We start from the raw sequence: 22,661 nt of genomic DNA, 5'->3' as shown, positions 1-22,661 counted from the left end.
GTCGGCGGCGGCCGCCCGCCCGTCCCCTCCACGCCGCGCGCGGGCGCCGGCGCACCCGCCCGGTCCTCCGCCCCGCTCCGGCCGCCCGCCTCCGCTCCCCACGGGGCGTCCTGTCCGCCCGAGCCCGTCCTCGGCCGTCCGAGCGCGGAGGACCTGAAGCGGCACGACCGGAGGGAGGGCGCCGCGGGATCGGCCGGCCGCTGGAGATTCATGGTCACCGCGACGCTGACCGCCGTGCTCCTGGTGAGCCTTCTGCCCGTCATGTGGAGGTCCTTCCGCGGAGCGGCGCCCGTTGGCGGCGGTCAGGGGATGGCGATTCCTGCGCCGGCCCGGTCCGCGTCCGCCCCCGCGCTCCCGTCCATCGCCCCTCGGACGGATCCGACGCCGTCGGAGCCGTCCGAGGCTTTCATATGCCCCACTGCGGGGGGACCTGTCGTCGTACGCCCGCTGGACCGGCGGGTGCGCACAGCGGTCGACCAGCAGTGGCGGCGGATCGAGGCGTGGCTCAAGGCGAACGCGCCGGTGACCTACGCCGAGCTGCGCCCGCCGGCCAGGGCGCACACGATCGCGGTCGCGGAGTCGCAGATGGGGCTGCGCTTCCCCGACAGCCTGCGCGCGTCGCTGCTACGGCACAACGGTTCCCGTTCGAGGAGTTCGGGCCTGCTCGGCTGGCGGACCCTCGGCGTGCGGGAGATCCGCGACACTTGGCGCACGCTGTGCCGCGCCCACAGCCTCGGCGGCCGGCCGTCCGGCCCGGCCGGGCTCTGGAACCCGGCGACGATCCTCGTCGCGGGGTCGGTCCTCGACTTCGACCCGGCGCGTGCGGAAGCCTCCGGCCTGGCCGTGGACGCGGCCACCGGCGACGTGGCCCAAGGGGGTCTCATGGCGGGGCCGGAGGAGCGGTGGACGTCGTACTACGCCCTGCTCAAGGCGACGGCGGCCGCGCTGGAGACCGGACGGCCGGTGGCCGGGCGCCGGCCGGTGGTCACCGCGGGCCGCCTGCACTGGGCCGGGCCCTCACGCCGTACGGGGTGACCCCCGCGGCGTGAAGCGGCCGGCTCACTGCTTGGGCGGGACCGGCTTGCCGCCGGGGAGCACCGTCGGCGGCGGGAAGCGCAGGCGGCGGATCTGCATCGCGCGCATGGCGCCGTAGTAGCCGACACCCTTGAGGCTCTCACCCGGGAACTTCTGGGCCGCTTCCTTCTTCACCTTCAGGCCGACCCAGATCGTGCTGCCGACCACGATGACGATCATCAGCGGCCACAGGATGGTGATCGCGTAGGAGTACAGCGCCATGCCGGCCTGACCGCCGAACATGGGGATCGTCCACAAGATCACCAAAAGGACCAGTGAAACCGGAAGGAAATACTGGCTGATCGTGCGGCGCGAGTCGACCCAGTCGCGCGCGAACTTGCGCGCGGGCCCTCTGTCCCTGGCGGGAAGGTAACGCTCGTCGCCTCTCTGCATGCCCTCGCGGCGGCGGACACGCTCGGCGGCCTCGCGCTCGCGTGCCTGCTTGTAGGCCTCTTTGCGGTTGGCGGGCGCGGTCACCGGCGAGCGGCGGCGCCCCTGGGCATCGCGGCGCTTAGGGGTGGGACGGCCCTTTCCGTTGGTTTTCCCCTGCGTCTCGAGAGACGAAGAAGGGGCGTCATCCGCGGGGGCCTGAACACGACGTCGGAACACGACGTCAGCCTACCGGCGGTGCAACTTAATGACGCCCTCGTGCGTTATGCGTAGGGTGGACCTAGGTGGCTTTGCCGCGATAATCGGGGGCTGACGATGAGTGGCAGCCTGTGGAGTTGCGAGTCGGCGCGAGGGAGCATGGATGCCAGCGCAGCGAGCATACGGCCAGCGAGCGTCGCAGCGAGCGGGACATAGGCACAGCACGACCTAAGAAGGGGACGGCCAACGCGCATGAGCGTGATGAAGAGACTTTCCATGATCTTCAAGTCCAAGGCCAACAAGGCCTTGGACAAGATGGAGGACCCGCGCGAGACCCTCGACTACTCCTATCAGCGGCAGCTTGAGCTTCTGCAGAAGGTGCGCCGGGGTGTGGCCGACGTCGCCACCTCGCGCAAGCGGGTGGAGCTGCAGATCAACCAGATCCAGCAGCAGGCGAACAAGCTTGAGGACCAGGGGCGCAAGGCGCTCAGCGTCGGGCGTGAGGACCTCGCGCGCGAGGCGCTGACCCGGCGTTCGGCCCTGCAGAGCCAGATCTCCGACCTGCAGGTGCAGCACAACAACCTGCAGGGCGAGGAAGAGAAGCTCACCCTGGCCAGCCAGCGCCTGCAGGCCAAGGTCGACTCCTTCCGCACCAAGAAGGAGACCATCAAGGCCACCTACACCGCCGCCGAGGCGCAGACGCGCATCAACGAGGCCTTCTCCGGCATCTCCGAGGAGATGGGCGACGTGGGCCTGGCGATCCAGCGCGCCGAGGACAAGACCGCCCAGATGCAGGCCCGCGCCGGCGCGATCGACGAGCTGCTGGCGAGCGGAGCGCTCGACGACTTCAGCGGCACCCGCGGCGACGACATCCAGGCCGAGCTCGACCGCATGGGCGGCGGCAGGGACGTCGAGCTGGAGCTCGCGCGCATGAAGGCCGAGCTCGGGCAGGGGCCCGCGCCGCAGGACGCCATCGAGGCCGGCCGTCCGGGTCAGCAGCAGCAGCACGCTCCGCAGCAGCAGCCGCAGTCCACCCAGCAGTACCACCAGCCGGGGGAGGGCCTTCGATGATCGTTCGCATCATGGGCGAGGGCCAGATCGAGATCGCCGAGGGTGACATCGACGTGCTGAACGCCCTCGACGGCGAGCTGGAGGCCGCGATCGAGACCGGCGACGAGGGGCAGTTCCGCAGCAAGCTCCACGCGCTGCTCGACAAGGTGCGCCAGGTCGGCAAGCCGCTGCCCGACGACGCGCTGGAGCCCTCGGAGTTGATTTTGCCCCCGGCGGACGCTTCGATCGACGAAGTGAGGGGCATGCTTGGTGATTCCGGCCTCATCCCCGGATAGCTTGGGCATATGACACAAACCCGGTACGCCCCCGACCGGGGACTGACCGTGCGCATGGTCGTGACCATGTTCCTGCTCGGGCTGCTCTACGTCGTGTTCGTGGGCGTCCTGATCGCCTTGGGGGTCCAGGCGGTCGTGGTGCTCGTCCTCGCGGGTGGCCTCCTGCTGGTGCAGTACTTCCTGTCCGACAAGATCGCGTTGTTCGCGATGCACGGACGGGAGGTCTCCCCGCAGGAGGCCCCGGAGCTGCACGGCCTGGTCGACCGGTTGTGCGCGCTGTCCAACTCGCCCAAGCCCCGGGTGGCCATCGCCGACACCGACGTGCCGAACGCCTTCGCCACCGGGCGCAACCAGCACAACTCGGTGGTCTGCGTGACCACCGGGCTGCTGCGGCGGCTGGACCCTCTGGAGCTCGAGGGCGTCATCGCCCACGAGATGTCCCACGTCGCCCACCGCGACGTCGCCGTCATGACCATCGCCTCGTTCCTCGGCCTCGTGGCCGGGTTGATGACCCGCTTCGCGCTCTACTCCGGGCTCGGGCGCGGCCGCGACAACAACGGGCCGCCGGTCGGGCTCATCATCATGGCGGTGTCGGTGCTCGTGTACGCCGTCAGCTTCCTGCTCACCCGGGCGCTGTCGCGCTACCGCGAGCTGTCGGCCGACCGGGCCGGCGCTCTGCTAACCCAGCGCCCGTCGGCCCTGGCCAGCGCCCTGGTCAAGGTCAGCGGCGAGATGTCGCGCATCCCGACCCGCGACCTGCGCGAGGCGCAGCCGTTCAACGCCTTCTTCTTCACCCCCGCCCTGTCCCGCCGCGGGGCGGCGGACGGCCTGGCGAGCCTGTTCTCCACCCACCCGCCGCTGGAGCGGCGGCTGGAGCAGCTGAACGCCATCGCCGCCCAGCTCGGCCGCGGAGGCTGACGGCATGAGGTGGCTCGACGCGCTGCTCGGCCGCAGCAAGCCCGCCAAACCCGACCTCGACGCCCTGTTCGCGCTGCCCTCGGCGGCGGTCACGCTGCAGGCGGCCACCGGCTTCACCCCGACCGGCCTCGGATCGGTCTGCTTCCGGGCGGCCGAAGGAGGGGCGTTCGCCACCCTCCAGCAGGACATCACGGCGCTGCTCGGCGACGCCGAGGTCGAGCAGACGCAGGACTCCTACGGGTACACCTGGCTGCTGGCGCGCAGGCCGCCCGACGATCTCGGCGGCCTGGTCACCGACCTGCACGGCGTGAACTCCTCCCTGGAGGGGGCGGGCTTCGGCCCCTCGCTGCTGTGCTCGCTGGCCGGCTTCCGCGACGCCCAGGAGCGCCGCCTGGCCATCGTCTACCTCTACAAGCAGGGCACGTTCTATCCCTTCGCGCCGCTGGGAGACGAGCGGCGCGACAACGCACTGGAGCTGCAGGTCCGCGGGGTCCTGCAGCAGGAGCTGCCCCTCGAGGCCGACCTCGCCCGCTGGTTCCCCCTCTGGGGCGCCCCCGGTCTGTGATCCGCCCTCCAGACGGTAGGAAGACGATCACTTGAGGCCGTTCCTTCCCTTAGGCGTGGGAGGGACGGGGTATACCCCCCGGCAGATCGGCCATCTCCGGGGGGAAACAGGTGGCAGTGACCGAGCACGGCCGTGTCACGACGGCCGCAGACGCCGAAGCCGAGGGCCCGGCACGGCCCGCCATGGTGCCGCGGGTGATGTCGGTGGGCATGGGCCTCGCCGCCGTGTACTCCGCGGCGATCGCGATGGTGCCGCCCGTGCGCCACCTGCTGCGGCCGGTCTCCGACGTGATCGAGATGGCCGTCTTCCCGGTCGTGCCGAACCTCGGTTACGCGGTGTTCCTGGCGATCCTCGCGGGGGCTCTGGCCCGGCACAAGCGCGCGGCCTACTGGGTCGTCACGGCGATCTTCCTGCTGCTCGTGCTCGGCAACCTCGGGCTCGTGCTGTCGTCGTCGCTCTGGCCCGACCTGGTCGAGGAGTTCTCCCTCATGCCCCAAGTGGTCGCCGCCGAGGTGAACCTCGTGGTGTCCGCGGTCGCCCTCGGCGCCCTCGTGGCCACGCGCGCCCAGTTCTTCGCCCCCACCCGGCGCGGGTCGTTCCGCAAGGCCCTGGCCACGCTGGTGTCGCTGCTGCTGGTGTCCTTCGCGGTCGGGTACGCGCTGGTGACGATCTTCCCGGGAACCCTCCCGCCCCGCGACCACCTGCCCTGGGCGCTGGAGAGGGCCCTCGGCGGAGTGGTGACCCTCGACTCCTACCGGACCGGGGCGCCGCCGTCCGGGGTGAACTTCGCCATCGGCCTGCTGAGCGCCGTCGCCGTCCTCGTCGCCTTCGCCGTCCTGTTCCGCTCCCAGCGGGCCGAGGCCGAGCTGCCGGCCGGGAGCGAGGAGCGCCTCAGGGGGCTGCTCGCGGCGGACGGCGCGCGCGACTCGCTCGGCTACTTCGCCACCCGCCGCGACCGTGCGGCCATCTTCTCGCCCAGCGGCAAGGCGGCGGTGTCGTACCGCGTGGTGGCCGGGGTGTGCCTGGCCGGGGGAGACCCGATCGGCGACGTCGAGGCGTGGGGGCCCGCCATCCGGGCCTGGATGGACGAGGCCCGCCGCTACGGCTGGGCGCCGGCCGCCATCGGGCCGAGCGAGGCCGGCGCGCACGCCTACGCGCGAGCCGGGCTGCGCGTCCTGGAGCTCGGCGACGAGGCCGTCATCGAGGTCGCCGAGTTCACGCTGGAGGGCCGTGAGATGCGCGGCGTGCGCCAGGCGGTCAACCGCGTCAAGCGCGCCGGCTTCACCCTGCGCGTCCGCCGCCACTCCGAGCTGTCGCCCGAGGAGATGCACCACATCATCGACCGCGCCGCCGCCTGGCGCGGCACCGAGACCGAGCGGGGGTTCTCCATGGCCCTCGGACGGCTCGGCGACCCCTCCGACGGCACGTGCGTACTGGTGGAGGCACTGGACGCCGACGGCAGGACGGCGGCACTGCTGTCGTTCGTGCCGTGGGGGGAGGACGGGCTGTCGCTGGACCTGATGCGCCGCGACCGCGGCTCCGACAACGGGCTGATGGAGTTCATGGTGGCCGGGCTGGTCGCCGCGGCGGGTGACCTGGACGTCAAGCGGATCTCACTGAACTTCGCCATGTTCCGCTCGGTGTTCGAGCAGGGCGCGCGGCTCGGGGCCGGGCCGGTGCTGCGGCTGTGGCGCTGCACGCTGGTGTTCTTCTCCCGCTGGTGGCAGCTGGAGTCGCTGTACCGGGCGAACGCGAAGTACCGCCCCGAATGGGTGCCGCGCTTCATCGCCTTCCAGGACACCCGCGGCCTGCTGAAGGTCGGCCTGGCCTCGGTGATCGCCGAGGGTTTCCTGTCGGTGCCGAGCCTCTCGACGCTGCTGCGGCGCGGGGAGCGCCCGGGGGTGAGACGGCGTCGCGTCCTCTCTCTGCGGCGCCGCCGCGCATGACGCGCCGCCGCCGGGACGCGGGTCACGCTACGGGTACGGCTTGGCGGCGCAGGTAAAGAACTCTCCACCTCCACGCCACAATGGGAGAAGCCATGCCGAATGTGGGGGGATGGAGGGGGAGTCATGTCCGACCCGCTGCCGCTACGGCCGGGCGACCCGGCGCGGGTGGGGGACTACGAGCTCGCCGGCCGGCTCGGAGAGGGCGGCCAGGGGGTCGTCTATCTCGGCGTGTCGCCCACGGGCGCGGCCGTCGCGGTGAAGCTGCTGCGCGCCGACCTCGCCCAGGACGAGGAGGCGCTCGCCAGGTTCGTGCGGGAGGTCTCCACGGCCGAGCGCGTGGCGACGTTCTGCACCGCCCAGGTGATCGAGACGGGGGTCGCCGAGCAGCGGCCCTACATCGTCAGCGAGTACATCGACGGCCCCACGCTGGCCGCCGTCGTCCAGCGGGACGGCCCCCGGCAGGGGTCCGCGCTGCACCGGCTCGCCATCGGCACCGTGACGGCGCTGGTCGCGATCCACCAGGCGGGGATCGTCCACCGTGACTTCAAGCCCTCCAACGTGCTGCTGGGCGCCGACGGGCCGAGGGTGATCGACTTCGGCATCGCCAAGGCCCTCGACAAGACCTCGACCATCACCTCCATGGTCGTCGGCACGCCCGCCTACATGACTCCCGAGCAGCTCGGCGGCGAGCAGGTCGGCCCGGCGGCGGACATGTTCGCCTGGGCGGGCACCATGGTCTTCGCCGCCACCGGGGAGGCCCCGTTCGGCAGCGACACCCTGCCGGCCGTCTTCCACCGGATCATGAGCCTTGAGGCGGACCTCGGCGCGCTTTCGGAGCCGCTGCGGGGCATCGTGGCCGACTGCCTGGCGAAGGACCCGGCCGCGCGCCCGTCGGCGGGGGAGGTGCTGATGCGCCTGCTCGGGCAGAGCCCCGCCTCCGCGCCGGCCCCGGCCCTCATGGCCGAGGCGACCGCGGTGGCCCGGGCCTCCGCTCCGCCGCCCCCGCCCACCGGGACGCCCCCGCCGGTCGCGACGTCCCCGGCCGTCGGGACGTCTCCGGTCGTGGGGGCACCTCCGCCGGTCGGGCCCCCTACGCCGGTCGGGGCGCCGTGGCCCGCGGACGGTTCCGCCTGGTCGCCCCAGCCCAGCTCGCCCGCCGTCATCCCGGGGCCCGGCGAGCGCCGTACCGGCCGGGCGCCGATGATCACGGCCGCCGCGGCGGCGGCCGTGGTACTGGTGCTGGGCGGCGGGTACCTGGTCGCGCAGGCAGCGGCCAAGGGCACGGGCACCCCCACACCGACCCGTACCTCGGACGCCCCCGTGGCGGGACGGAGCACCTCGCCGGCGGCCACCCCATCGGCGACCGCGCCGTCGCCGGGCGCCACACTGCCGACCGGAGACAGGAAGATCAACCTGCCCGGGAGCTCCATCGCGGTCTACGAGAACGACGGCGACCCGATCAAGCTCACGTCCTACGGCCTCGACTACGGCAAGTACGTCTACGTCAGGGCGAGAAGCGGGAACTCCTTCAGCAAGACCGGCAAGTACTTCGAGTACACCGTGAGCAACGACGGCCTGCGGGGGCTCGGCACCGACACCCTCTACACCAAGGACAGCTACTCCACCGTCTCGCTCGTCGATCGCCGCACGGGGGAGACGAACACGATCAGGATGTCGCGGGCCCCCGTCTACCCCACCTCACCCCAGTGGTCCCCCGACGGCACCAAAGCGCTGGTCACCCTCAACGAGGCCGTCGGCGACTCCAGCAAGGGGTACGGCTACGCCGTCATCGACGTGGCCCGCAGGAGCGCCAAGATCGTCCAGGTGACCGACAAGGACGTCGGCCACTGGACGTACTTCTGGCGCGGCGACGGGAAGGCCGTCGGCACCTGGGCCTTCAAGGGGAGCGTCCCGAGCATCCGCTTCTACGACCTGACCGGCGGCCCGCTGCGGACGCTGGTCCAGGTCGGGACGCCGCTGACCGTGGACGGCGACGACGTGTCGCCGTCCGGCACGCGGTTCGTCACCACCTGCTCGGGGGACGACGACAAGATCTGCGTCTGGACGACCGAGGGCAAGGAGGAGACCCGCATTCCCTTCCCGAGCGAGCGGCTGGTCGGCTGGTACGACGACCAGCACGTCGCGGCCTGGCGCAAGAAGGGCGACGGCTACGAGGCCGTGGTGGTCGACTTCCAGGGCGTGGCCTCACGGGTGCTCGCCACCGCCAAGGACGGGGAGTACCAAAAGATGTACCTGCGCTACACCAGGGCTTCCTGAGATTGGTCAAGTTCCTGCCGTCGCCGGAGAGGACGGCGGGAACGGGGACGCCGCCGGTGGTGGCATGTGCGCATGACCAAGATGAGTGTGCTGCTGGCGGCCGCCGCCTTCGTCCTCGCCGGAACGCAGGCGGGCCCCGCGCTCGCGGCCTCGGGGCCGTCCCCGGCGCCCGTCACGCCCGGGCCGGGGGCCAGGACGGCGCGCGACGCCGCCGTGGTGGCCGTCGTCGGACGCGGGAGCGTGGAGGCCGTCCCGGACCGGATGCGTCTCAACGTCGGGGTGGAGGTGCGCCGGGAGAAGGCGGGCGAGGCGTTCGCGGCGGTGAAGAGCGCCGCGTCCAAGCTGACCGGGGCGCTGGTCTCGGCGGGGATCCCCAAGGCCGACATGCGGACCAACGACCTCGCCCTGGCGGCGGAGTACGAGAAGTACCCCAAGGTGGTGGGATACCGGGCGTCCCAGGGCTTCGAGGTGGTGCTCCGGGACCTTTCCAGGGCGGACGCCGTCGTGGACGCGGTCGCCGGGGTGGGCGAGGAGGTCCGGCTGAACGGCATCTCCTTCGACGTCTCCAAGCCGTCCGCCCTGCTGGAGGCGGCACGCGCCGCGGCGTACCGGGACGCGACGGCCAAGGCGCGGCAGTACGCGGCGCTGGCGGGACGTCAGCTGGGCCGGCTCATCAAGCTGGAGGAAGAGGGCGAGCCGTCGTCCTCCCGCTTCGCCATGGCGGAGAAGTCGTCGATCAGCCCGGGCCAGGGAAGCGTCACCCTGACCCTCCGCGTGGTCTACGAACTCCTCTGACCCGGCTCCCGGCCCCCTCCGCCCCGGTCTCCGGGAGGCGGAGGGGGTGAGGCCCGTGTTACGGGAGGGCGAGCATGCGGTCGAGGGCGACCTTGGCCCAGTGGGTGGTGTCGGGGTCGACGGTGATCTGGTTGACGACCTCGCCCTCCACCAGGGACTCAAGGGCCCACACCAGGTGGGGCAGGTCGATGCGGTTCATGGTGGAGCAGTAGCAGACCGTGCGGTCGAGGAAGGTCACGGTCTTGTCGGGGTGCTGGGCGGCGAGCCGCTTGACCAGGTTGAGCTCGGTGCCGACCGCCCAGGACGACCCGGCCGGGGCCTCGGCCAGCTTCTTGATGATGTACTCGGTGGACCCGACGAAGTCGGCCTTGGTGACGACCTCGTGCCGGCACTCGGGGTGCACCAGCACGTTGACGTCCGGGATGCGGGCGCGCACGTCGTCCACGCAGCCGGCGGTGAACCGGCCGTGCACCGAGCAGTGCCCGCGCCAGAGGATCATCTTGGCGTCCCTGAGCTGCTGGTCGGTCAGCCCGCCGTTGGGGCGGTGGGGGTTGTAGACCACGCAGTCGTCCAGGGAGAAGCCCATCTCCAGGACGGCGGTGTTGCGGCCGAGGTGCTGGTCGGGCAGGAAGAGCACCTTGCGGTCGCCGGCCTTGTTGGCGGGCCCTTCCGGGCCCTCGTCGAACGCCCAGGTCAGCGCCCGTCGCGCGTTGGAGGACGTGCACACCGCGCCGCCGTTGCGCCCGCAGAACGCCTTGATGTCGGCGGAGGAGTTCATGTAGGTGATCGGCACGGTGGTCTCGGCGAGCCCGAGATCCGTCAGCACGTCCCAGGCCTCCTCGACCTGGTCGAAGGTCGCCATGTCGGCCATGGAGCAGCCCGCGGCGAGGTCGGGGAGCACGACGCGCTGGGAGTCGGAGGTCAGGATGTCGGCGGACTCGGCCATGAAGTGGACGCCGCAGAAGACGATGTACTCCGCCCCGGGGCGCGCCGCCGCCTCGCGGGCCAGCTTGAACGAGTCGCCGGTCACGTCGGCGAACTGGATGACCTCGTCACGCTGGTAGTGGTGGCCGAGCACGAAGAGCCTGTCCCCGAGGGCGGCCTTGGCCTTCTGGGCACGCGCGACCAGCTCGGGGTCGGACGCCGGTGGCAGCTCGCCCGGGCAGTCGACGCCGCGCTCGCTGTGCGGGTCGGTGCCCTGGCCGAGGATGAACAGCGGGAGGCCGGTCTCGGTAGTGGTCACGGGTGCACACCCCTCAGGGGACTTATCGTCTAGTTGACGACTAATCATTGCACACGCTCGGGGATGACCTGAGCGGGGGTGGCGCCCATGCCGTCCGGGGGTGGCGTGGATCGCACAGTGAGACAGGAATGTGTAGCAAGCCGGTTGTGTTGGTAGCGTCTAAACGAGACCTCAGATCCAGGCCTCCGTCCCCGAGGGGCGTTGGCAGACGGGGAGTCAACACATGACGGTTGAGAGCAGCGAGACCACGCAGCAGGGCCTGATCCTGACCGACGCCGCCGCGGCGAAGGTCCGCAGCCTGCTCGAGCAGCAGGGCGAAGAGGGCCTGCAGCTGCGCGTCGCGGTGCAGCCCGGCGGCTGCTCGGGCCTGCGTTACCAGCTCTTCTTCGATGACCGCTCCATGGACGGGGACGTCGTCGCCGAATTCGGCGGCGTCAACGTCGTCACCGACCGGATGAGCGCGCCCTACCTCATGGGCGCCACGGTCGACTTCGTCGACACCATCGAGAAGCAGGGCTTCACGATCGACAACCCGAACGCCACGGGCTCCTGCGCCTGCGGCGACTCGTTCAACTAGATCCACCCGGATCCGTCCGGCACCCCGCCCGCGGTCTCGCCCGCGGCGCGGGGTTTCGGCATGCCCACGGACGGCACCGCCCCATGGCGCGTCGCGGTGGACGAGCGTGGCGGCCGGCCCACACGGGCCCGCGAAGGCGCCCGTCCCTAAGGGGCGGCCGACGCGGTGATACGGGCACGCTCACCCGTCTTACGGGTCCCTCGCCCCCGCGAGGCCGCTCACCTGCCGGTCCTCGCCGGCGGAGGCCGGCCGGCCGTGCGGGAGCCGGACCGGCTCATGAGGTGATCGTGGACCGGTGGGGCGGGCGGGACACGGCCAAGATCGGGCTCTAGCGTTCCTCACGCGCCCCTCGAGTACGGGTGGCGTATTCTTGGCGGGCCCATTTCGATGCTGACAACGAGGAGAACACCCCGTGCGCATCGCCGTCACCGGCTCAATCGCGACCGACCATTTGATGACGTTCCCGGGTAGCTTCGGGGACCAGCTCATCGCCGAGCAGCTCGACCGTGTGTCGCTGTCCTTCCTTGTCGATGATCTGCAGATCCGGCGCGGAGGGGTCGCGGGCAACATCGCCTTCGGGATGGGCTGCCTCGGCCTGTCGCCGATCCTCGTCGGCGCGGTCGGCGCCGACTTCGGCGACTACCGCTCCTGGCTGGAGCGCCACAACGTCGACTGCCGGTCCGTGCACGTCTCCGAGCTGCGCCACACGGCCCGCTTCCTGTGCACCACCGACGAGCACCACAACCAGATCGCCTCGTTCTACACCGGCGCCATGGCCGAGGCCCGCGAGATCGAGCTGCAGCCGGTGGCCGACCGCGTCGGCGGCCTCGACCTCGTCCTGATCAGCCCGAACGACCCCGACGCGATGCTGCGTCACACCGACGAGTGCCGCACCCGGGGCATCCCCTTCGCCGCCGACCCCTCCCAGCAGCTGGCCCGCATGGACGGCGGCCAGATCCGGCAGCTGATCGACGGCGCGGCCTACCTGTTCACCAACGACTACGAGAAGGCGCTCGTCGAGCAGAAGACCGGCTGGTCCGACGAGGAGGTGCTCGCCAGGGTCGGCGTCCGGGTGACCACTCTCGGCCCGAAGGGCGCCCGCATCGACCGCGACGGCGAGCCGTCGCTGCACGTCCCCCCGACCCCCGAGCTCGGCAAGGTCGACCCCACCGGCGTCGGCGACGCCTTCCGCGCGGGCTTCCTGTCGGGCCTGATGTGGGGGCTGTCGCTGGAGCGCTGCGGCCAGATCGGCAACCTCATCGCCACCCACGTGCTCGAGCACGTCGGCGGCCAGGAGTACCAGCTCGGCAGGAGCGGCTTCCTCAGCCGCTTCTCGGCGGCGTACGGCGCCGACGCCGCGGCCGAGATCGAGCCGCACCTGGAGTGCCCCCACCCCTGACACCCGCCTCCGGCCGTGCCCGCATCGGGCGCGGCCGGGCCTTTCAGTAGTTGCGCCGCACGTGGATGGCCCAGCCGCCCTGCGGCAGCTCGTAGCTGCCCATGTGGTGGTGCGACTTGAGCCTGCACCAGGCCGGGACGTCGGTGAAGGCGGCCGGGTCGTCGGCGAGGACGGCGATCGTGGCGTTCAGCGGCACGCTGTTGATCTGCTCGGCCAGCATGATGATGGGGATCGGGCACTTGCGGCCCAGGGCGTCGATGGTCAGCGCGACCTCGGGCGGCCGGGGAGCCTCCTCGGGCGCGGGCTGCCTGTGCCGGCCTGCCATCACGATCTCACCCCTGCCGTCGAGGGCCGCGGCGCGCGGCACGGCCGCCTCGCCCCTGACCCGCCTCGCCTCGTCACGACCTCACTCCTACGCTCTCGCGGATGCGGCGGACGATGCCGGGCAGGACGCCGAGGAAGCGGTCGACGTCCTCGCCGGTGGTGCCCCTGGGCAGCGAGACCCTGACGTTGCCATGCGTGAGCACCCCCATCGCCTCCAGCACATGCGATGGTCGTAGCGTACTCGCCGTGCACGAGCTGCCGGACGAGACGGCGAACCCCGCCCTGTCCAATTCGGTGAGAATCGCCTCACCCGGCACATAAAGACACGAGAAGGTCACGATGTGGGGGACCCGCTCCGCCGCGTCGCCGACCACCTCGACGTCCGGCACCACCCGGGGCACCGTCTCGCGGATGCGGTCGACCAGCGCCGACAGCCGAGCGTTCTCCTCCTCGGCCTCGGCGAGCCGGGCCCGCAGCGCCGCCACCGCCGCGACCGCCGCCGGGACGTTCTCGAAGCCGGGCACCCTGCGCCGTTCCCGCTCGTCCTCCGGCAGCGGGGAGCGCCAGCGGATGCCCTTGCGGACCGCGAGCAGCCCCACCCCCGCCGGGCCGCCCCACTTGTGCGCGCTGCCCGCCAGCACCGACCAGCCGGACGGCACCGGCAGCCGTCCCAGCGTCTGCGCGGCGTCCACCAGCAGCGGCACGCCCGCCGCCCCGCAGGCCTCCGCCGCCCGAGCCACCGGCTGCAGGGTGCCGACCTCGTGGTTGGCCGTCTGCAGGCAGGCCAGCGCCGTACCCTCCCGCTTCACCGCCGCGGCGAAGGCGTCCGCGTCGACCCGCCCCGTGCGGCCGACGCCGACCACCTCCACGGTGCCGCCCCCGGCCTCGTGGACCTGGGCCGCGTGCAGGACGCTGGAATGCTCGACGGCGCCCGCCACCAGGTGGCGTCCGGCGCGCCGCCTGCCCAGTAGAGTGCCGAGTACGCCGAGGTGGACGGCCTGGGTGCCGGAGGCGGTGAACGACACCTCGTCCGGCCGGGCGCCGATGACCTCGGCCGCCTCGGCGCGGGCCCTCTCCAGCAGCAGGCGCGCCCGGCGTGCCGCTCCGTACAGCCGCGCGGGGTCGGCGCCGCCCTCGTCGAGGGCCGCGACGAGCGCCTCGCGGGCGGCGGGATGCAGGGGTTCGGTCGAGGCCGCGTCGAAGTACGCCACCCGCCCATGCTCGCACCCGTCCCGCCCGCCGCTCAGCCGGGGCCATCGGGGGCGACGGGCGGCGGTGGGAGGCAAAGCGGGCCCCGCGGTTGGGGCAAGACGGGGGCTGAGAAGGAGGGCGGCGCCAGTGCGCGCTAATGTGTCCCCCAGCGTGACGTGAGACAACTTAGAGCGCGAATACGTGAATCTGGCAACGACCGCCCAGGAGGGGGACTCTTGGGCTTTAACTGTGGGGTAGGCGATCCGTGAGTCCGACCCGCCGTTCTACACGGCGTCCGTTGGCCCGCAGGGTGCCACGCGCCGCCGCTCTGGCGGTGCTGCTGGTGTCCCTGACGGCGTGTGGGGGCCCTGGCACGTGGGACCGTGCCGGTATGCCTGATGGCATCACCAAGGAGGCCGGCATCATCCAGAGTCTCTGGAATGGTGCCTGGATCGCCGCCCTCGCGGTCGGCGTGGTCGTCTGGGGCCTGATCCTCTGGGCCTGTGCGTTCCACCGCAAGCGCAAGAACAGCGGCGACGCGTTGCCGCCGCAGGTGCGCTACAACCTGCCGATCGAGATCCTCTACACCACGATCCCGATCATCATGGTCGCCGTGTTCTTCTACTTCACCGCGCGTGACGAGAACACGATCACCAAGGTCTCGGCGAACCCCGACGTGAAGGTCCACGTCGAGGGCTTCCAGTGGAGCTGGCGCTTCACCAGCGAGTACCAGGGCAAGACCGTCAAGGTGGTCGGCACCCCCGCCCAGCGGCCGGTGCTCGTGCTGCCCGAGGACAAGGCCGTGCAGTTCGAGCTCACCTCGCCCGACGTGGCCCACTCCTTCTGGGTGCCGGCGTTCCTGTTCAAGCGCGACGTCATCCCCGGCGTGAAGAACGTCTTCGAGATCCACACGCTGAACAAGACCGGTGAGTTCGCCGGCCGCTGTGCCGAGCTCTGCGGCGTCGACCACAGCCGCATGCTCTTCACGGTGAAACTCGTGCCGCAGGCCGAATACGACCAGTACGTCAACAGCCAGGCGGGGAGTGCTCAGTGACCGCCACCACCGAACCCATCCGGAGCGGCGACGAGGCGAGGCGCGCCCGCAGGGGCACCGTCATCGCTAAGTGGCTGTCCTCCACCGACCACAAGGTGATCGGGCACCTCTACCTGATCACCTCCTTCGCGTTCTTCCTGATCGGCGGCGTCATGGCGCTGATCATGCGTGCCGAGCTCGCGCAGCCCGGACTGCAGTACGTCAGCAACGAGCAGTTCAACCAGCTGTTCACCATGCACGGCACGATCATGCTGCTCATGTTCGCGACCCCGCTGTTCGCGGGCTTCGCCAACGAGCTCATGCCGCTGCAGATCGGCGCCCCCGACGTCGCCTTCCCGCGGCTGAACATGGTGAGCTACTGGTTCTACCTGTTCGGCAGCCTGATCGCGGTCTCCGGCTTCTTCACCCCCGACGGCGCCGCGTCGTTCGGCTGGACGGCCTACACCCCGCTGTCGGACGCCGTCTCCTCCCCGGGCATGGGCGGCGACCTGTGGATCATGGGTCTGTCGATGTCGGGTATCGGCACCATCCTCGGCGCGGTGAACTTCATCACCACGATCATCACGATGCGGGCCCCCGGCATGACGATGTTCCGCATGCCGATCTTCACCTGGAACATCCTGCTCACCAGCATCCTGGTGCTGCTGGCCTTCCCGGTGCTCGCCGCCGCGCTGCTGGCCCTGGAGGCCGACCGCAAGCTCGGCGCCCACATCTTCGACGCGGCGACCGGCGGTGCGATGCTCTGGCAGCACCTGTTCTGGTTCTTCGGGCACCCCGAGGTGTACATCATCGCGCTGCCGTTCTTCGGCATCATCACCGAGATCCTGCCGGTGTTCAGCCGTAAGCCGGTCTTCGGTTACATCAGCCTCGTCGGCGCCACCATCGCCATCGCGGGCCTGTCGGCGGCCGTCTGGGCGCACCACATGTTCGTCACCGGACAGGTGCTGCTGCCGTTCTTCTCGTTCATGACGTTCCTGATCGCCGTCCCGACCGGTGTGAAGTTCTTCAACTGGATCGGCACCATGTGGCGCGGCCACGTCACGTTCGAGTCGCCGATGCTGTTCTCGGTCGGCTTCCTGGTGACGTTCCTGTTCGGCGGTCTGACCGGCATCATCCTGGCCTCGCCGCCGCTGGACTTCCAGGCCAGTGACTCCTACTTCGTGGTGGCGCACTTCCACTACGTCGTCTTCGGCACCGTGGTGTTCGCGATGTTCGCCGGGTTCTACTTCTGGTGGCCGAAGTTCACCGGCAAGATGCTGAACGACACCCTCGGCAAGTGGCACTTCTGGACGCTGTTCATCGGCTTCCACACCACCTTCCTGGTGCAGCACTGGCTCGGTGTCGAGGGCTTCCCGCGCCGGTACGCCGACTACTCCCCGCTCGACGGCTTCACCGACCTGAACATGGTCTCCTCGGTGGGCGCGTTCGTCCTGGGCGCCTCGACGCTTCCGTTCCTCTACAACGTGTGGAACACCTGGAAGAACGCTCCCAAGGTCACCGTCGACGACCCGTGGGGCTTCGCCAACTCCCTGGAGTGGGCGACCTCCTGCCCGCCGCCGCGGCACAACTTCACCAAGCTGCCGCGCATCCGGTCCGAGCGTCCCGCGTTCGACCTGAAGCACCCGCACCAGCCCGTGCCGGTTGAGGCGCTGGAGGAGGTCCGATGAAGGTCCAGGGTTGGCTGCTCCTCCTGTGCGGCGTCTTCTTCGCCGCGGTGGACATCGTCTACTGGTTCTGGTCCAAAGAGCCCACCGGCACCACCGCGCTGGCCATCTCCGTCGGCCTGGCGATGATGATCGGCTACTACCTGCTGTTCACGGCCCGCCGCATCGGCGAGCAGCCGGAGGACCGCAAGGACGCCGAGATCAGTGACGGTGCCGGCGAGCTCGGCTTCTTCAGCCCGTCGAGCTGGTGGCCGCTGTTCCTGTGCCTGGCCGTGGCGCTCATGACGGTCGGCTTCGTGATCGGCTGGTGGATGTTCATGATCGGGGCCTTCGCCGTGGTCATGGCGGCCATCGGGTTCGTCTTCCAGTACTACCGGGGTCACTTCACGCACTGACGTGCGGGGCGGCGTGCCGCCGCTCCCGGTGATCGGTAAACCTCCGCGCGGGCGGTGGATGTCTCTTGACGAGGCATCCACCGCCCGTGCGGCTTTTTCGTGGGCTCCGTCAAGGGAGCGTCGGTCGCCTTCGGGGCTTTTTTGGCAGGTCGTTTCGCCCTTTCTCCTTCAGCGGGGGCACACGACACGCTGTAACCGGGTAATAACTCACAAGGAGTGATCCATCGGAGCAGGGAGAGGTCACGTGGGACACGCAGAGATCCGGGTGATCGCCCTAGGCGCCGGCGCCCTGGCCCTCCTCCTCGCGAGCGGATGCGGGCGTTCCGGCGACAACCAGTCATCAGGCAACCCGCAGGGCTCCCGGCAGGACGCCGCTGTGAGCGTCTCTCCGGCCGACGGGGCCACCCAGGTGGCCCCCGAGCTGCCCATCATGATCGGGACCGTCTACGGCGCTCTCAGAAGCGTCGAGGTACGCGCCACGTCGAAGAACACACCGCTCGAGGGAGTGCTGAGCGCCGACCGCACCAAGTGGCGCAGCAAGCGCCCGATGGCGCCGGGGGAGACCTACAGGGTCACGGTGGTGGCCGTCGGCCGTTCGGGCAAGACCACTCAGCTGACCAGCCAGTTCTCCACCATCAAGGCCACCCAGACGTTCGCCGCCGACAAGATTCTGCCCAACAAGGACATCACGGGCCTCACGGTCGGTGTAGGCATGCCCATCATGCTGACCTTCGACAAGCCCATCGCCGACCGCCTCTCGGTGGAGCGCAACCTGTCGGTGCAGGCCTCGCGGCCCGTCGAGGGGGCCTGGCACTGGATCGACGAGAAGTCCGTCGTCTACCGGCCCAAGCACTGGTGGCCCGCCCACACGAAGGTCAAGCTGGTGGCGCAGCTCGGCGGCGTGCGCGGCGGCCCGGGCATGTACGGCGCCGGCGACTACGTCCGCGAGTTCGAGATCGGCCGCTCCCAGATCAGCCACGCCGACACCGCGAGCCACCAGATGACCGTCAAGCGCGACGGCAAGGTCATCAGGACGGTCCCGCTCAGCGCGGGGAACGGCGACAGCTGGAAGCACTACACCACCAACGGGATCCACCTGGCGATGTCGCGCGAGGACGTCACCACCATGACCTCGCCCGACGCCGGGCCCGGCAGCGCCGGCTACTACCAGCTGACGGTGTACGACACCGTCCGCATCTCCGACACCGGCGAGTACGTCCACGGCGCGCCATGGTCGGTGGGCTCGCAGGGCAACAGCAACGTCAGCCACGGCTGCATCAACGTCAGCCCGGAGAACGCCAAGTGGTTCAAGGAGGTCACCCTCATCGGCGACCCGATCATCGTCACCGGCACACCGCGCCAGCTCGACCCGGGCAACGGCTGGGGGTACTGGCAGGAGAGCTGGCCGCAGTGGCTGCGGTGGAGCGGCATGCGGTCGGCGTCGCCCACCGAGGCGCTGTCGGCGGTCCCGGTCTCCGAGCACACCACCGGCTCCCCGGCCTCCGAGGAGCATGGGAAGAAGGGAAAGACCACCACCAGCTGACCGCGCGTACGTGGGGGAGCCGGGGAGGATCACCGGCTGGCCGCGCGTCGAGCGTCGGGGGCCGGATCACCGGCGGGCCCCGCGTAGGACATCGGCGGAGCAGGGAAAGCCCCCCGTCCGGCTCTCGCGGCGGCGAACGAGAAGAGGGCCCGGGCGCGTGTCGCGCCCGGGCCCTCCCGCTGTGCTGTGGTTCGGAACCGCTGTCCGCCGGCCGTCAGTGGCCGATGGACTTGGTCTCCTCGCCCGCTCCAACGGCCGCGTGCTCGCCGTGCTCCTCGTGGGAGCCGTCGAGCGAGATCGCGTCGCTGTCGGCGGCGTACGCGCGGCTCATGCGCGCACGGAGCCTGCCGAGCGGGTTGCGCATGCCCTTGGGCGGGATGCCCTCGCCGTCCGGGCCGTCCTCGACGGAGGGGATCAGCTTCTTCCCCTTCACGTGGGCCGCGATGTCCTCGGCCGGGGGCACGTGGACCTCGACGTACTCGCCGTGCGGCAGGCGCTTGATGACGCCCGACTCGACGCCGTGGTGCACGACCTCCTGGTCGTGGCGCTGCAGGCCGATGCAGATGCGGTAGGTGACGTAGTACGCGATCGCCGGGCCCACGAAGACCACCACGCGGCCGACCTCCGTCGTGGTGTACAGCGAGATGTGGAACTTCGCCGAGATCCAGTCGTTGGCGCCCAGCAGCCACAGGAGACCGTAGAACGTGATCGCCGAGATGCCGATCGACGTGCGGTGCGGGTTGTTGCGGGGCCGGTCGGCGATGTGGTGCTCGCGGTTGTCGCCGGTGACCCACCGTTCCACGAACGGGTAGAGCGCCAGACCCGTCATGATCAGGCCCATCGGGCCGAGCGCCGGGATCAGCACGCTCAGCGGGAGGGTGTGACCGAAGAGGTTGATCTCCCACGCCGGCATGAGGCGCAGCGAGCCTTCGAGGAAGCCCATGTACCAGTCGGGCTGCGAACCGGCCGAGATGTCGGCGGGGGTGTACGGGCCGAACAGCCAGATCGGGTTGATCTGGGCGAAGGCGCCGAGCAGCGCGACGACGCCGAACGTGAACAGGAAGTACGCACCGGCCTTGATCATGAAGGTCGGGTAGAACGGCGCGCCCACCACGTTGGTCTCGGTACGGCCCTTGCCCGGCTGCTGCGTGTGCTTCTGCACCCACATGAGGACCATGTGGGCGGAGACGAGCGCCAGCAGGATGCCCGGGATCAGCAGGATGTGGATGCTGTAGAACCGCGAGATCACGTCCTCGCCGGGGTACTCACCGCCGAACAGGAAGAAGGTGAGGTAGGTGCCGACCAGCGGGATCGAGATCATGACGCCTTCGGTGATCCGCAGACCGGCGCCCGACAGCAGGTCGTCCGGGAGGGAGTAGCCGGTCAGGCCCTCGGCGAGCGCCAGGGTGAGCAGCAGGACACCGATGATCCAGTTGAGCTCGCGCGGCTTGCGGTAGGCGCCGGTGAAGAACACGCGGAGCATGTGCACCGTCATGCCCGCCACGAACAGCAGCGCCGCCCAGTGGTGGATCTGCCGGATGAGCAGGCCGCCGCGCACGTCGAAGCTGATGTGCAGCGACGAGGCGTACGCCTCCGACATGTGGACGCCCTGCAGCGGCGCGTAGGAGCCGTCGTAGGCGACCTCCATCATGCTCGGCTTGAACCACAGCGTGAGGAACGTGCCGGTCAGCAGCAGGATGATGAAGGAGTAGAGCGCGATCTCGCCGAGGAGGAACGACCAGTGGTCGGGGAAGACCTTGCGCAGGTTGCGCTGGAGGAAGTTTCCCGCGCCGATGCGGTCGTCGATGAACTTCGAGGGCCCGGCGATGGCCTTCGGCGTGGTGTCGAGGCTCATGCCTTCTGCCCCCTAGCTTCGGCTTCGGCGTCCCCGCGCTCCCAGAAGCTGGGGCCGACCGGGACGTTGAAGTCGCTCTGTGCGATGAGGTAGCCCTCGCTGTCGACGCCGATCGGCAGCTGGGGCAGCGGACGGGCCGCCGGGCCGAAGACGACCTTGGCGCCGTCGGCCGCGTCGAAGGTGGACTGGTGGCACGGGCAGAGGATGTGGTGGGTCGTCTGCTCGTACAGCGCCGCCGGGCAGCCCACGTGGGTGCAGATCTTGGAGTAGGCGACGATGCTGTCGTGCGTCCAGTTCAGGTTGACGCCCGACTTGAGCTCCTCCGGCCTGAACTTGATCAGGATCAGCGTGGCCTTGGCCAGCGCGTTCAGGTCGTTCTCGTGGCCCTGCGGGACCACCGACAGGATGCCGCCGGGGGAGTTGAAGTCGGCCGCGCGGATGGGCTGGTTGGTGCCCTCGACCATCAGACGCATGCCCTTCTTCCACACCGTGTGGCGCAGCGAGGTGCCGGGCAGCGGGCCGAGGTCCTTCAGCATCACCAGAGGCAGCAGGCCGAGCGGCGCGGCGGCCAGCAGCAGCGTGCGGCGCATCAGCTTGTGCCGCAGGAAGCCGCTCTCCTCGGCGCCCTGCAGGAAGGTCTTCTCGACCTCCTCGCGGACCTCCGCACGGGACGCCATCGGGTGGCGCTCCTGCACCAGGGCGTACTTCGGCATGAGCTGCCGGGCCCATACCACCAGACCGGCCGCCAGGGCGAGCAGGGCGATGGCGAGGGACGAGCCGAGGGCGAGGTTGGAGGTCTGCGTCCGGTCGATGTCGCCGACCTGGAAGGCGACGTAGGAGACGATGAACGCGATGCCGGCGAGGAAGGCCACCAAGAACAGCAACGCGGCGACCTTCTCGGCCTTGCGTGCCTTCACCGGGTCGGGGAACTTCACGCCCTCGTGCACGATCGGCTCCTCGGCCGACGCCGGAGCGCCGAGCGAGGAGCTGTCACCCCCGGGCGGGGGCGTGCCGATGACGCGCCTCGGGACGCGTTCTTCCGGCAGGTTGGTGTCGATGTTCTCAGTCATGGTTGGCCTGACGCTTCTTCGCGGTGATCCAGATGGCGGCGAGGGCGAGGAGGCTGATGCCGACGACCCAGGCGACGAGGCCTTCGGTCACCGGGCCGATGCGGCCGAGGCCGCTGCCGCCCGGGTCGGGCTGGCTGCGCACGCCCGTGATGTAGGCGATCATGTCCCGCTTCTGCTCGGGCGTGATCGTCGTGTCGTTGAAGACCGGCATCGCCTGCGGGCCGGTGGCCATCGCCTCGTAGATCTGCGTGGGGCTGGCCTGGTTGAGCGGCGGAGCGTACTTGCCGTAGGTCAGGCCACCGCCCGCGCCCACGAAGTTGTGGCACTGGATGCAGTTCGCCCGGAACAGCTCGCCGCCCTTGGCCGGGTCGCCCTTGGAGGGGTCGACCGCCTCCAGAGAGGGCTTGGCGGGGCCTCCGCCGAGCGACTGCACGTACGCGGCCAGCTGCCGGACGGTGTCCGGGTTCACCCAGTCCGGCGGGCGCTTGCGCGGGGCCTGCGGGCCGGGGTTGGAGAACGGCATGCGGCCGCTCGACACCTGGAAGTCGACGGCCGCCGCTCCGACGCCGATGAGGCTCGGGCCCGATCCACCGCCGGGCGTGTAGGAGCCCTCGGCGTTGAGGCCGTGGCAGGACGCGCAGTGTGCCGCGAAGAGCTCCTTGCCCGCGGCCACGTCGTCGGCCTTGCCGGAGGCGATCGCCGCGTCGGCCCGGTCGCCTCCGGGCGCGAGCAGGGCGTACACCCCTCCGAGGAGGCTCAGGGCCAGAAGGAGGACGGCGTATCGCGCGAATGGATGCCGCCTCCGTGCGGTGATCGAGTTCACCGAAATCCTCGTTC

The 22,661-nt window shown here is 70.5% G+C and carries 22 protein-coding genes; 14 read left to right on the top strand and 8 right to left on the bottom strand.

The window, feature by feature from the left end; all coding sequences use genetic code 11:
* Positions 1–263, bottom strand: a 263-nt coding sequence (locus KIK05_RS27595; protein WP_214413755.1) for a hypothetical protein, incomplete at its 3' end; no start/stop codon positions are given.
* 196 nt (positions 264–459) lie between these two features.
* Between KIK05_RS27595 and KIK05_RS27590 the strand changes: the two genes are divergently transcribed.
* On the top strand, positions 460–1,035 hold the full coding sequence (locus KIK05_RS27590) for an SMI1/KNR4 family protein (RefSeq protein WP_214413754.1): 576 nt from the start codon (positions 460–462) through the stop codon (positions 1,033–1,035).
* A gap of 24 nt (positions 1,036–1,059) precedes the next feature.
* Here KIK05_RS27590 and KIK05_RS27585 read toward each other — a convergent pair whose 3' ends face one another.
* Complete coding sequence (locus KIK05_RS27585; RefSeq protein ID WP_372455611.1) at positions 1,060–1,551, bottom strand: DUF3043 domain-containing protein; 492 nt, start codon at positions 1,549–1,551, stop codon at positions 1,060–1,062.
* 363 nt (positions 1,552–1,914) lie between these two features.
* Between KIK05_RS27585 and KIK05_RS27580 the strand changes: the two genes are divergently transcribed.
* From KIK05_RS27580 to KIK05_RS27550, 7 genes are all read left to right on the top strand, one after another.
* The gene (locus KIK05_RS27580; protein ID WP_214413752.1) at positions 1,915–2,733 is read left to right on the top strand and encodes a PspA/IM30 family protein; all 819 of its coding nucleotides are present in this window, start codon (positions 1,915–1,917) and stop codon (positions 2,731–2,733) included.
* On the top strand, positions 2,730–3,008 hold the full coding sequence (pspAA, locus tag KIK05_RS27575; RefSeq protein ID WP_214413751.1) for a PspA-associated protein PspAA: 279 nt from the start codon (positions 2,730–2,732) through the stop codon (positions 3,006–3,008). Before KIK05_RS27580 ends, pspAA begins: the two co-directional genes overlap by 4 nt.
* A 9-nt stretch (positions 3,009–3,017) precedes the next feature.
* Positions 3,018–3,926: a zinc metalloprotease HtpX gene (gene htpX / locus KIK05_RS27570; RefSeq protein ID WP_214413750.1), complete on the top strand. Its 909-nt coding sequence runs from the start codon at positions 3,018–3,020 to the stop codon at positions 3,924–3,926.
* Positions 3,927–3,930: 4 nt separating this feature from the next.
* Positions 3,931–4,491, top strand: a complete 561-nt coding sequence (gene pspAB, locus KIK05_RS27565; protein WP_214413749.1) for a PspA-associated protein PspAB — start codon at positions 3,931–3,933, stop codon at positions 4,489–4,491.
* Between the two features lie 110 nt (positions 4,492–4,601).
* The gene (locus KIK05_RS27560; protein ID WP_308250148.1) at positions 4,602–6,437 is read left to right on the top strand and encodes a phosphatidylglycerol lysyltransferase domain-containing protein; all 1,836 of its coding nucleotides are present in this window, start codon (positions 4,602–4,604) and stop codon (positions 6,435–6,437) included.
* Between the two features lie 123 nt (positions 6,438–6,560).
* Entirely contained in the window at positions 6,561–8,714 is a 2,154-nt protein-coding gene (locus KIK05_RS27555; protein WP_214413748.1) for a serine/threonine-protein kinase, read from the top strand.
* A gap of 72 nt (positions 8,715–8,786) precedes the next feature.
* Entirely contained in the window at positions 8,787–9,509 is a 723-nt protein-coding gene (locus tag KIK05_RS27550) for an SIMPL domain-containing protein (protein WP_214413747.1), read from the top strand.
* A gap of 58 nt (positions 9,510–9,567) precedes the next feature.
* On the opposite strand, the gene nadA is transcribed toward KIK05_RS27550, so the two are convergent.
* On the bottom strand, positions 9,568–10,800 hold the full coding sequence (nadA, locus tag KIK05_RS27545) for a quinolinate synthase NadA (protein WP_214413746.1): 1,233 nt from the start codon (positions 10,798–10,800) through the stop codon (positions 9,568–9,570).
* Positions 10,801–10,975: 175 nt separating this feature from the next.
* Here nadA and erpA point away from each other — a divergent pair, with 175 nt between their 5' ends.
* Positions 10,976–11,329, top strand: a complete 354-nt coding sequence (gene erpA / locus KIK05_RS27540; protein WP_214413745.1) for an iron-sulfur cluster insertion protein ErpA — start codon at positions 10,976–10,978, stop codon at positions 11,327–11,329.
* Positions 11,330–11,741: 412 nt separating this feature from the next.
* Positions 11,742–12,728 carry a carbohydrate kinase family protein gene (locus KIK05_RS27535; RefSeq protein ID WP_214413744.1) on the top strand — a complete coding sequence of 329 codons (987 nt, stop codon included), beginning with the start codon at positions 11,742–11,744 and terminating at the stop codon, positions 12,726–12,728.
* Between the two features lie 43 nt (positions 12,729–12,771).
* Here the strand turns inward: KIK05_RS27535 and KIK05_RS27530 are convergent, their stop codons facing one another.
* Positions 12,772–13,095 (bottom strand): sulfurtransferase TusA family protein, encoded by a 324-nt coding sequence (locus KIK05_RS27530; RefSeq protein WP_308250146.1) that lies wholly within the window; start codon positions 13,093–13,095, stop codon positions 12,772–12,774.
* A gap of 31 nt (positions 13,096–13,126) precedes the next feature.
* The gene (locus KIK05_RS27525; RefSeq protein WP_214413743.1) at positions 13,127–14,263 is read right to left on the bottom strand and encodes a cysteine desulfurase family protein; all 1,137 of its coding nucleotides are present in this window, start codon (positions 14,261–14,263) and stop codon (positions 13,127–13,129) included.
* Positions 14,264–14,508: 245 nt separating this feature from the next.
* On the opposite strand from KIK05_RS27525, the gene ctaC reads away from it, so the two are divergent.
* The 4 genes from ctaC to KIK05_RS27505 all read left to right on the top strand — a co-directional run bounded on the left by ctaC (position 14,509) and on the right by KIK05_RS27505 (position 18,899).
* Positions 14,509–15,297: an aa3-type cytochrome oxidase subunit II gene (gene ctaC / locus KIK05_RS27520; RefSeq protein ID WP_214413742.1), complete on the top strand. Its 789-nt coding sequence runs from the start codon at positions 14,509–14,511 to the stop codon at positions 15,295–15,297.
* A gap of 17 nt (positions 15,298–15,314) precedes the next feature.
* Positions 15,315–16,964 carry an aa3-type cytochrome oxidase subunit I gene (gene ctaD / locus KIK05_RS27515; protein WP_372455614.1) on the top strand — a complete coding sequence of 550 codons (1,650 nt, stop codon included), beginning with the start codon at positions 15,315–15,317 and terminating at the stop codon, positions 16,962–16,964.
* Complete coding sequence (locus KIK05_RS27510; protein ID WP_214413740.1) at positions 16,961–17,356, top strand: cytochrome c oxidase subunit 4; 396 nt, start codon at positions 16,961–16,963, stop codon at positions 17,354–17,356. Before ctaD ends, KIK05_RS27510 begins: the two co-directional genes overlap by 4 nt.
* Before the next feature lie 244 nt (positions 17,357–17,600).
* Positions 17,601–18,899: a L,D-transpeptidase gene (locus KIK05_RS27505; protein WP_308250145.1), complete on the top strand. Its 1,299-nt coding sequence runs from the start codon at positions 17,601–17,603 to the stop codon at positions 18,897–18,899.
* A gap of 214 nt (positions 18,900–19,113) precedes the next feature.
* On the opposite strand, the gene qcrB is transcribed toward KIK05_RS27505, so the two are convergent.
* Genes qcrB through qcrC form a run of 3 tightly spaced genes read right to left on the bottom strand, consistent with a single transcriptional unit; the run spans position 19,114 to position 22,647 of the window.
* On the bottom strand, positions 19,114–20,754 hold the full coding sequence (gene qcrB / locus KIK05_RS27500) for a cytochrome bc1 complex cytochrome b subunit (RefSeq protein ID WP_214413739.1): 1,641 nt from the start codon (positions 20,752–20,754) through the stop codon (positions 19,114–19,116).
* Positions 20,751–21,824: a cytochrome bc1 complex Rieske iron-sulfur subunit gene (qcrA, locus tag KIK05_RS27495; RefSeq protein ID WP_214413738.1), complete on the bottom strand. Its 1,074-nt coding sequence runs from the start codon at positions 21,822–21,824 to the stop codon at positions 20,751–20,753. The genes qcrB and qcrA overlap by 4 nt, the downstream gene beginning before the upstream one ends.
* Positions 21,817–22,647, bottom strand: coding sequence for a cytochrome bc1 complex diheme cytochrome c subunit (qcrC, locus tag KIK05_RS27490; RefSeq protein WP_214413737.1), 831 nt, complete (start codon positions 22,645–22,647; stop codon positions 21,817–21,819). Before qcrC ends, qcrA begins: the two co-directional genes overlap by 8 nt.
* Positions 22,648–22,661: the final 14 nt, after the last annotated feature.

Source organism: Sphaerisporangium fuscum (assembly GCF_018531465.1).
Classification (GTDB): domain Bacteria; phylum Actinomycetota; class Actinomycetes; order Streptosporangiales; family Streptosporangiaceae; genus Sphaerisporangium; species Sphaerisporangium fuscum.
Note: the sequence above shows the minus strand (reverse complement) of the source record. Positions and strands in the feature narration are given on the sequence as shown.

What these genes read in the sequence shown, in the direction of transcription:
- KIK05_RS27580 (WP_214413752.1), top strand. Translation starts at nt 1,915, where the DNA reads ATGAGCGTGATGAAGAGACTTTCCATGATCTTCAAGTCCAAGGCCAAC.
- htpX (WP_214413750.1), top strand. Translation starts at nt 3,018, where the DNA reads ATGACACAAACCCGGTACGCCCCCGACCGGGGACTGACCGTGCGCATG.
- KIK05_RS27550 (WP_214413747.1), top strand. Translation starts at nt 8,787, where the DNA reads ATGACCAAGATGAGTGTGCTGCTGGCGGCCGCCGCCTTCGTCCTCGCC.
- pspAA (WP_214413751.1), top strand. Translation starts at nt 2,730, where the DNA reads ATGATCGTTCGCATCATGGGCGAGGGCCAGATCGAGATCGCCGAGGGT.
- nadA (WP_214413746.1), bottom strand. Translation starts at nt 10,800, where the DNA reads ATGATTAGTCGTCAACTAGACGATAAGTCCCCTGAGGGGTGTGCACCC.
- qcrB (WP_214413739.1), bottom strand. Translation starts at nt 20,754, where the DNA reads ATGAGCCTCGACACCACGCCGAAGGCCATCGCCGGGCCCTCGAAGTTC.
- KIK05_RS27555 (WP_214413748.1), top strand. Translation starts at nt 6,561, where the DNA reads ATGTCCGACCCGCTGCCGCTACGGCCGGGCGACCCGGCGCGGGTGGGG.
- pspAB (WP_214413749.1), top strand. Translation starts at nt 3,931, where the DNA reads ATGAGGTGGCTCGACGCGCTGCTCGGCCGCAGCAAGCCCGCCAAACCC.
- KIK05_RS27510 (WP_214413740.1), top strand. Translation starts at nt 16,961, where the DNA reads ATGAAGGTCCAGGGTTGGCTGCTCCTCCTGTGCGGCGTCTTCTTCGCC.
- qcrA (WP_214413738.1), bottom strand. Translation starts at nt 21,824, where the DNA reads ATGACTGAGAACATCGACACCAACCTGCCGGAAGAACGCGTCCCGAGG.
- erpA (WP_214413745.1), top strand. Translation starts at nt 10,976, where the DNA reads ATGACGGTTGAGAGCAGCGAGACCACGCAGCAGGGCCTGATCCTGACC.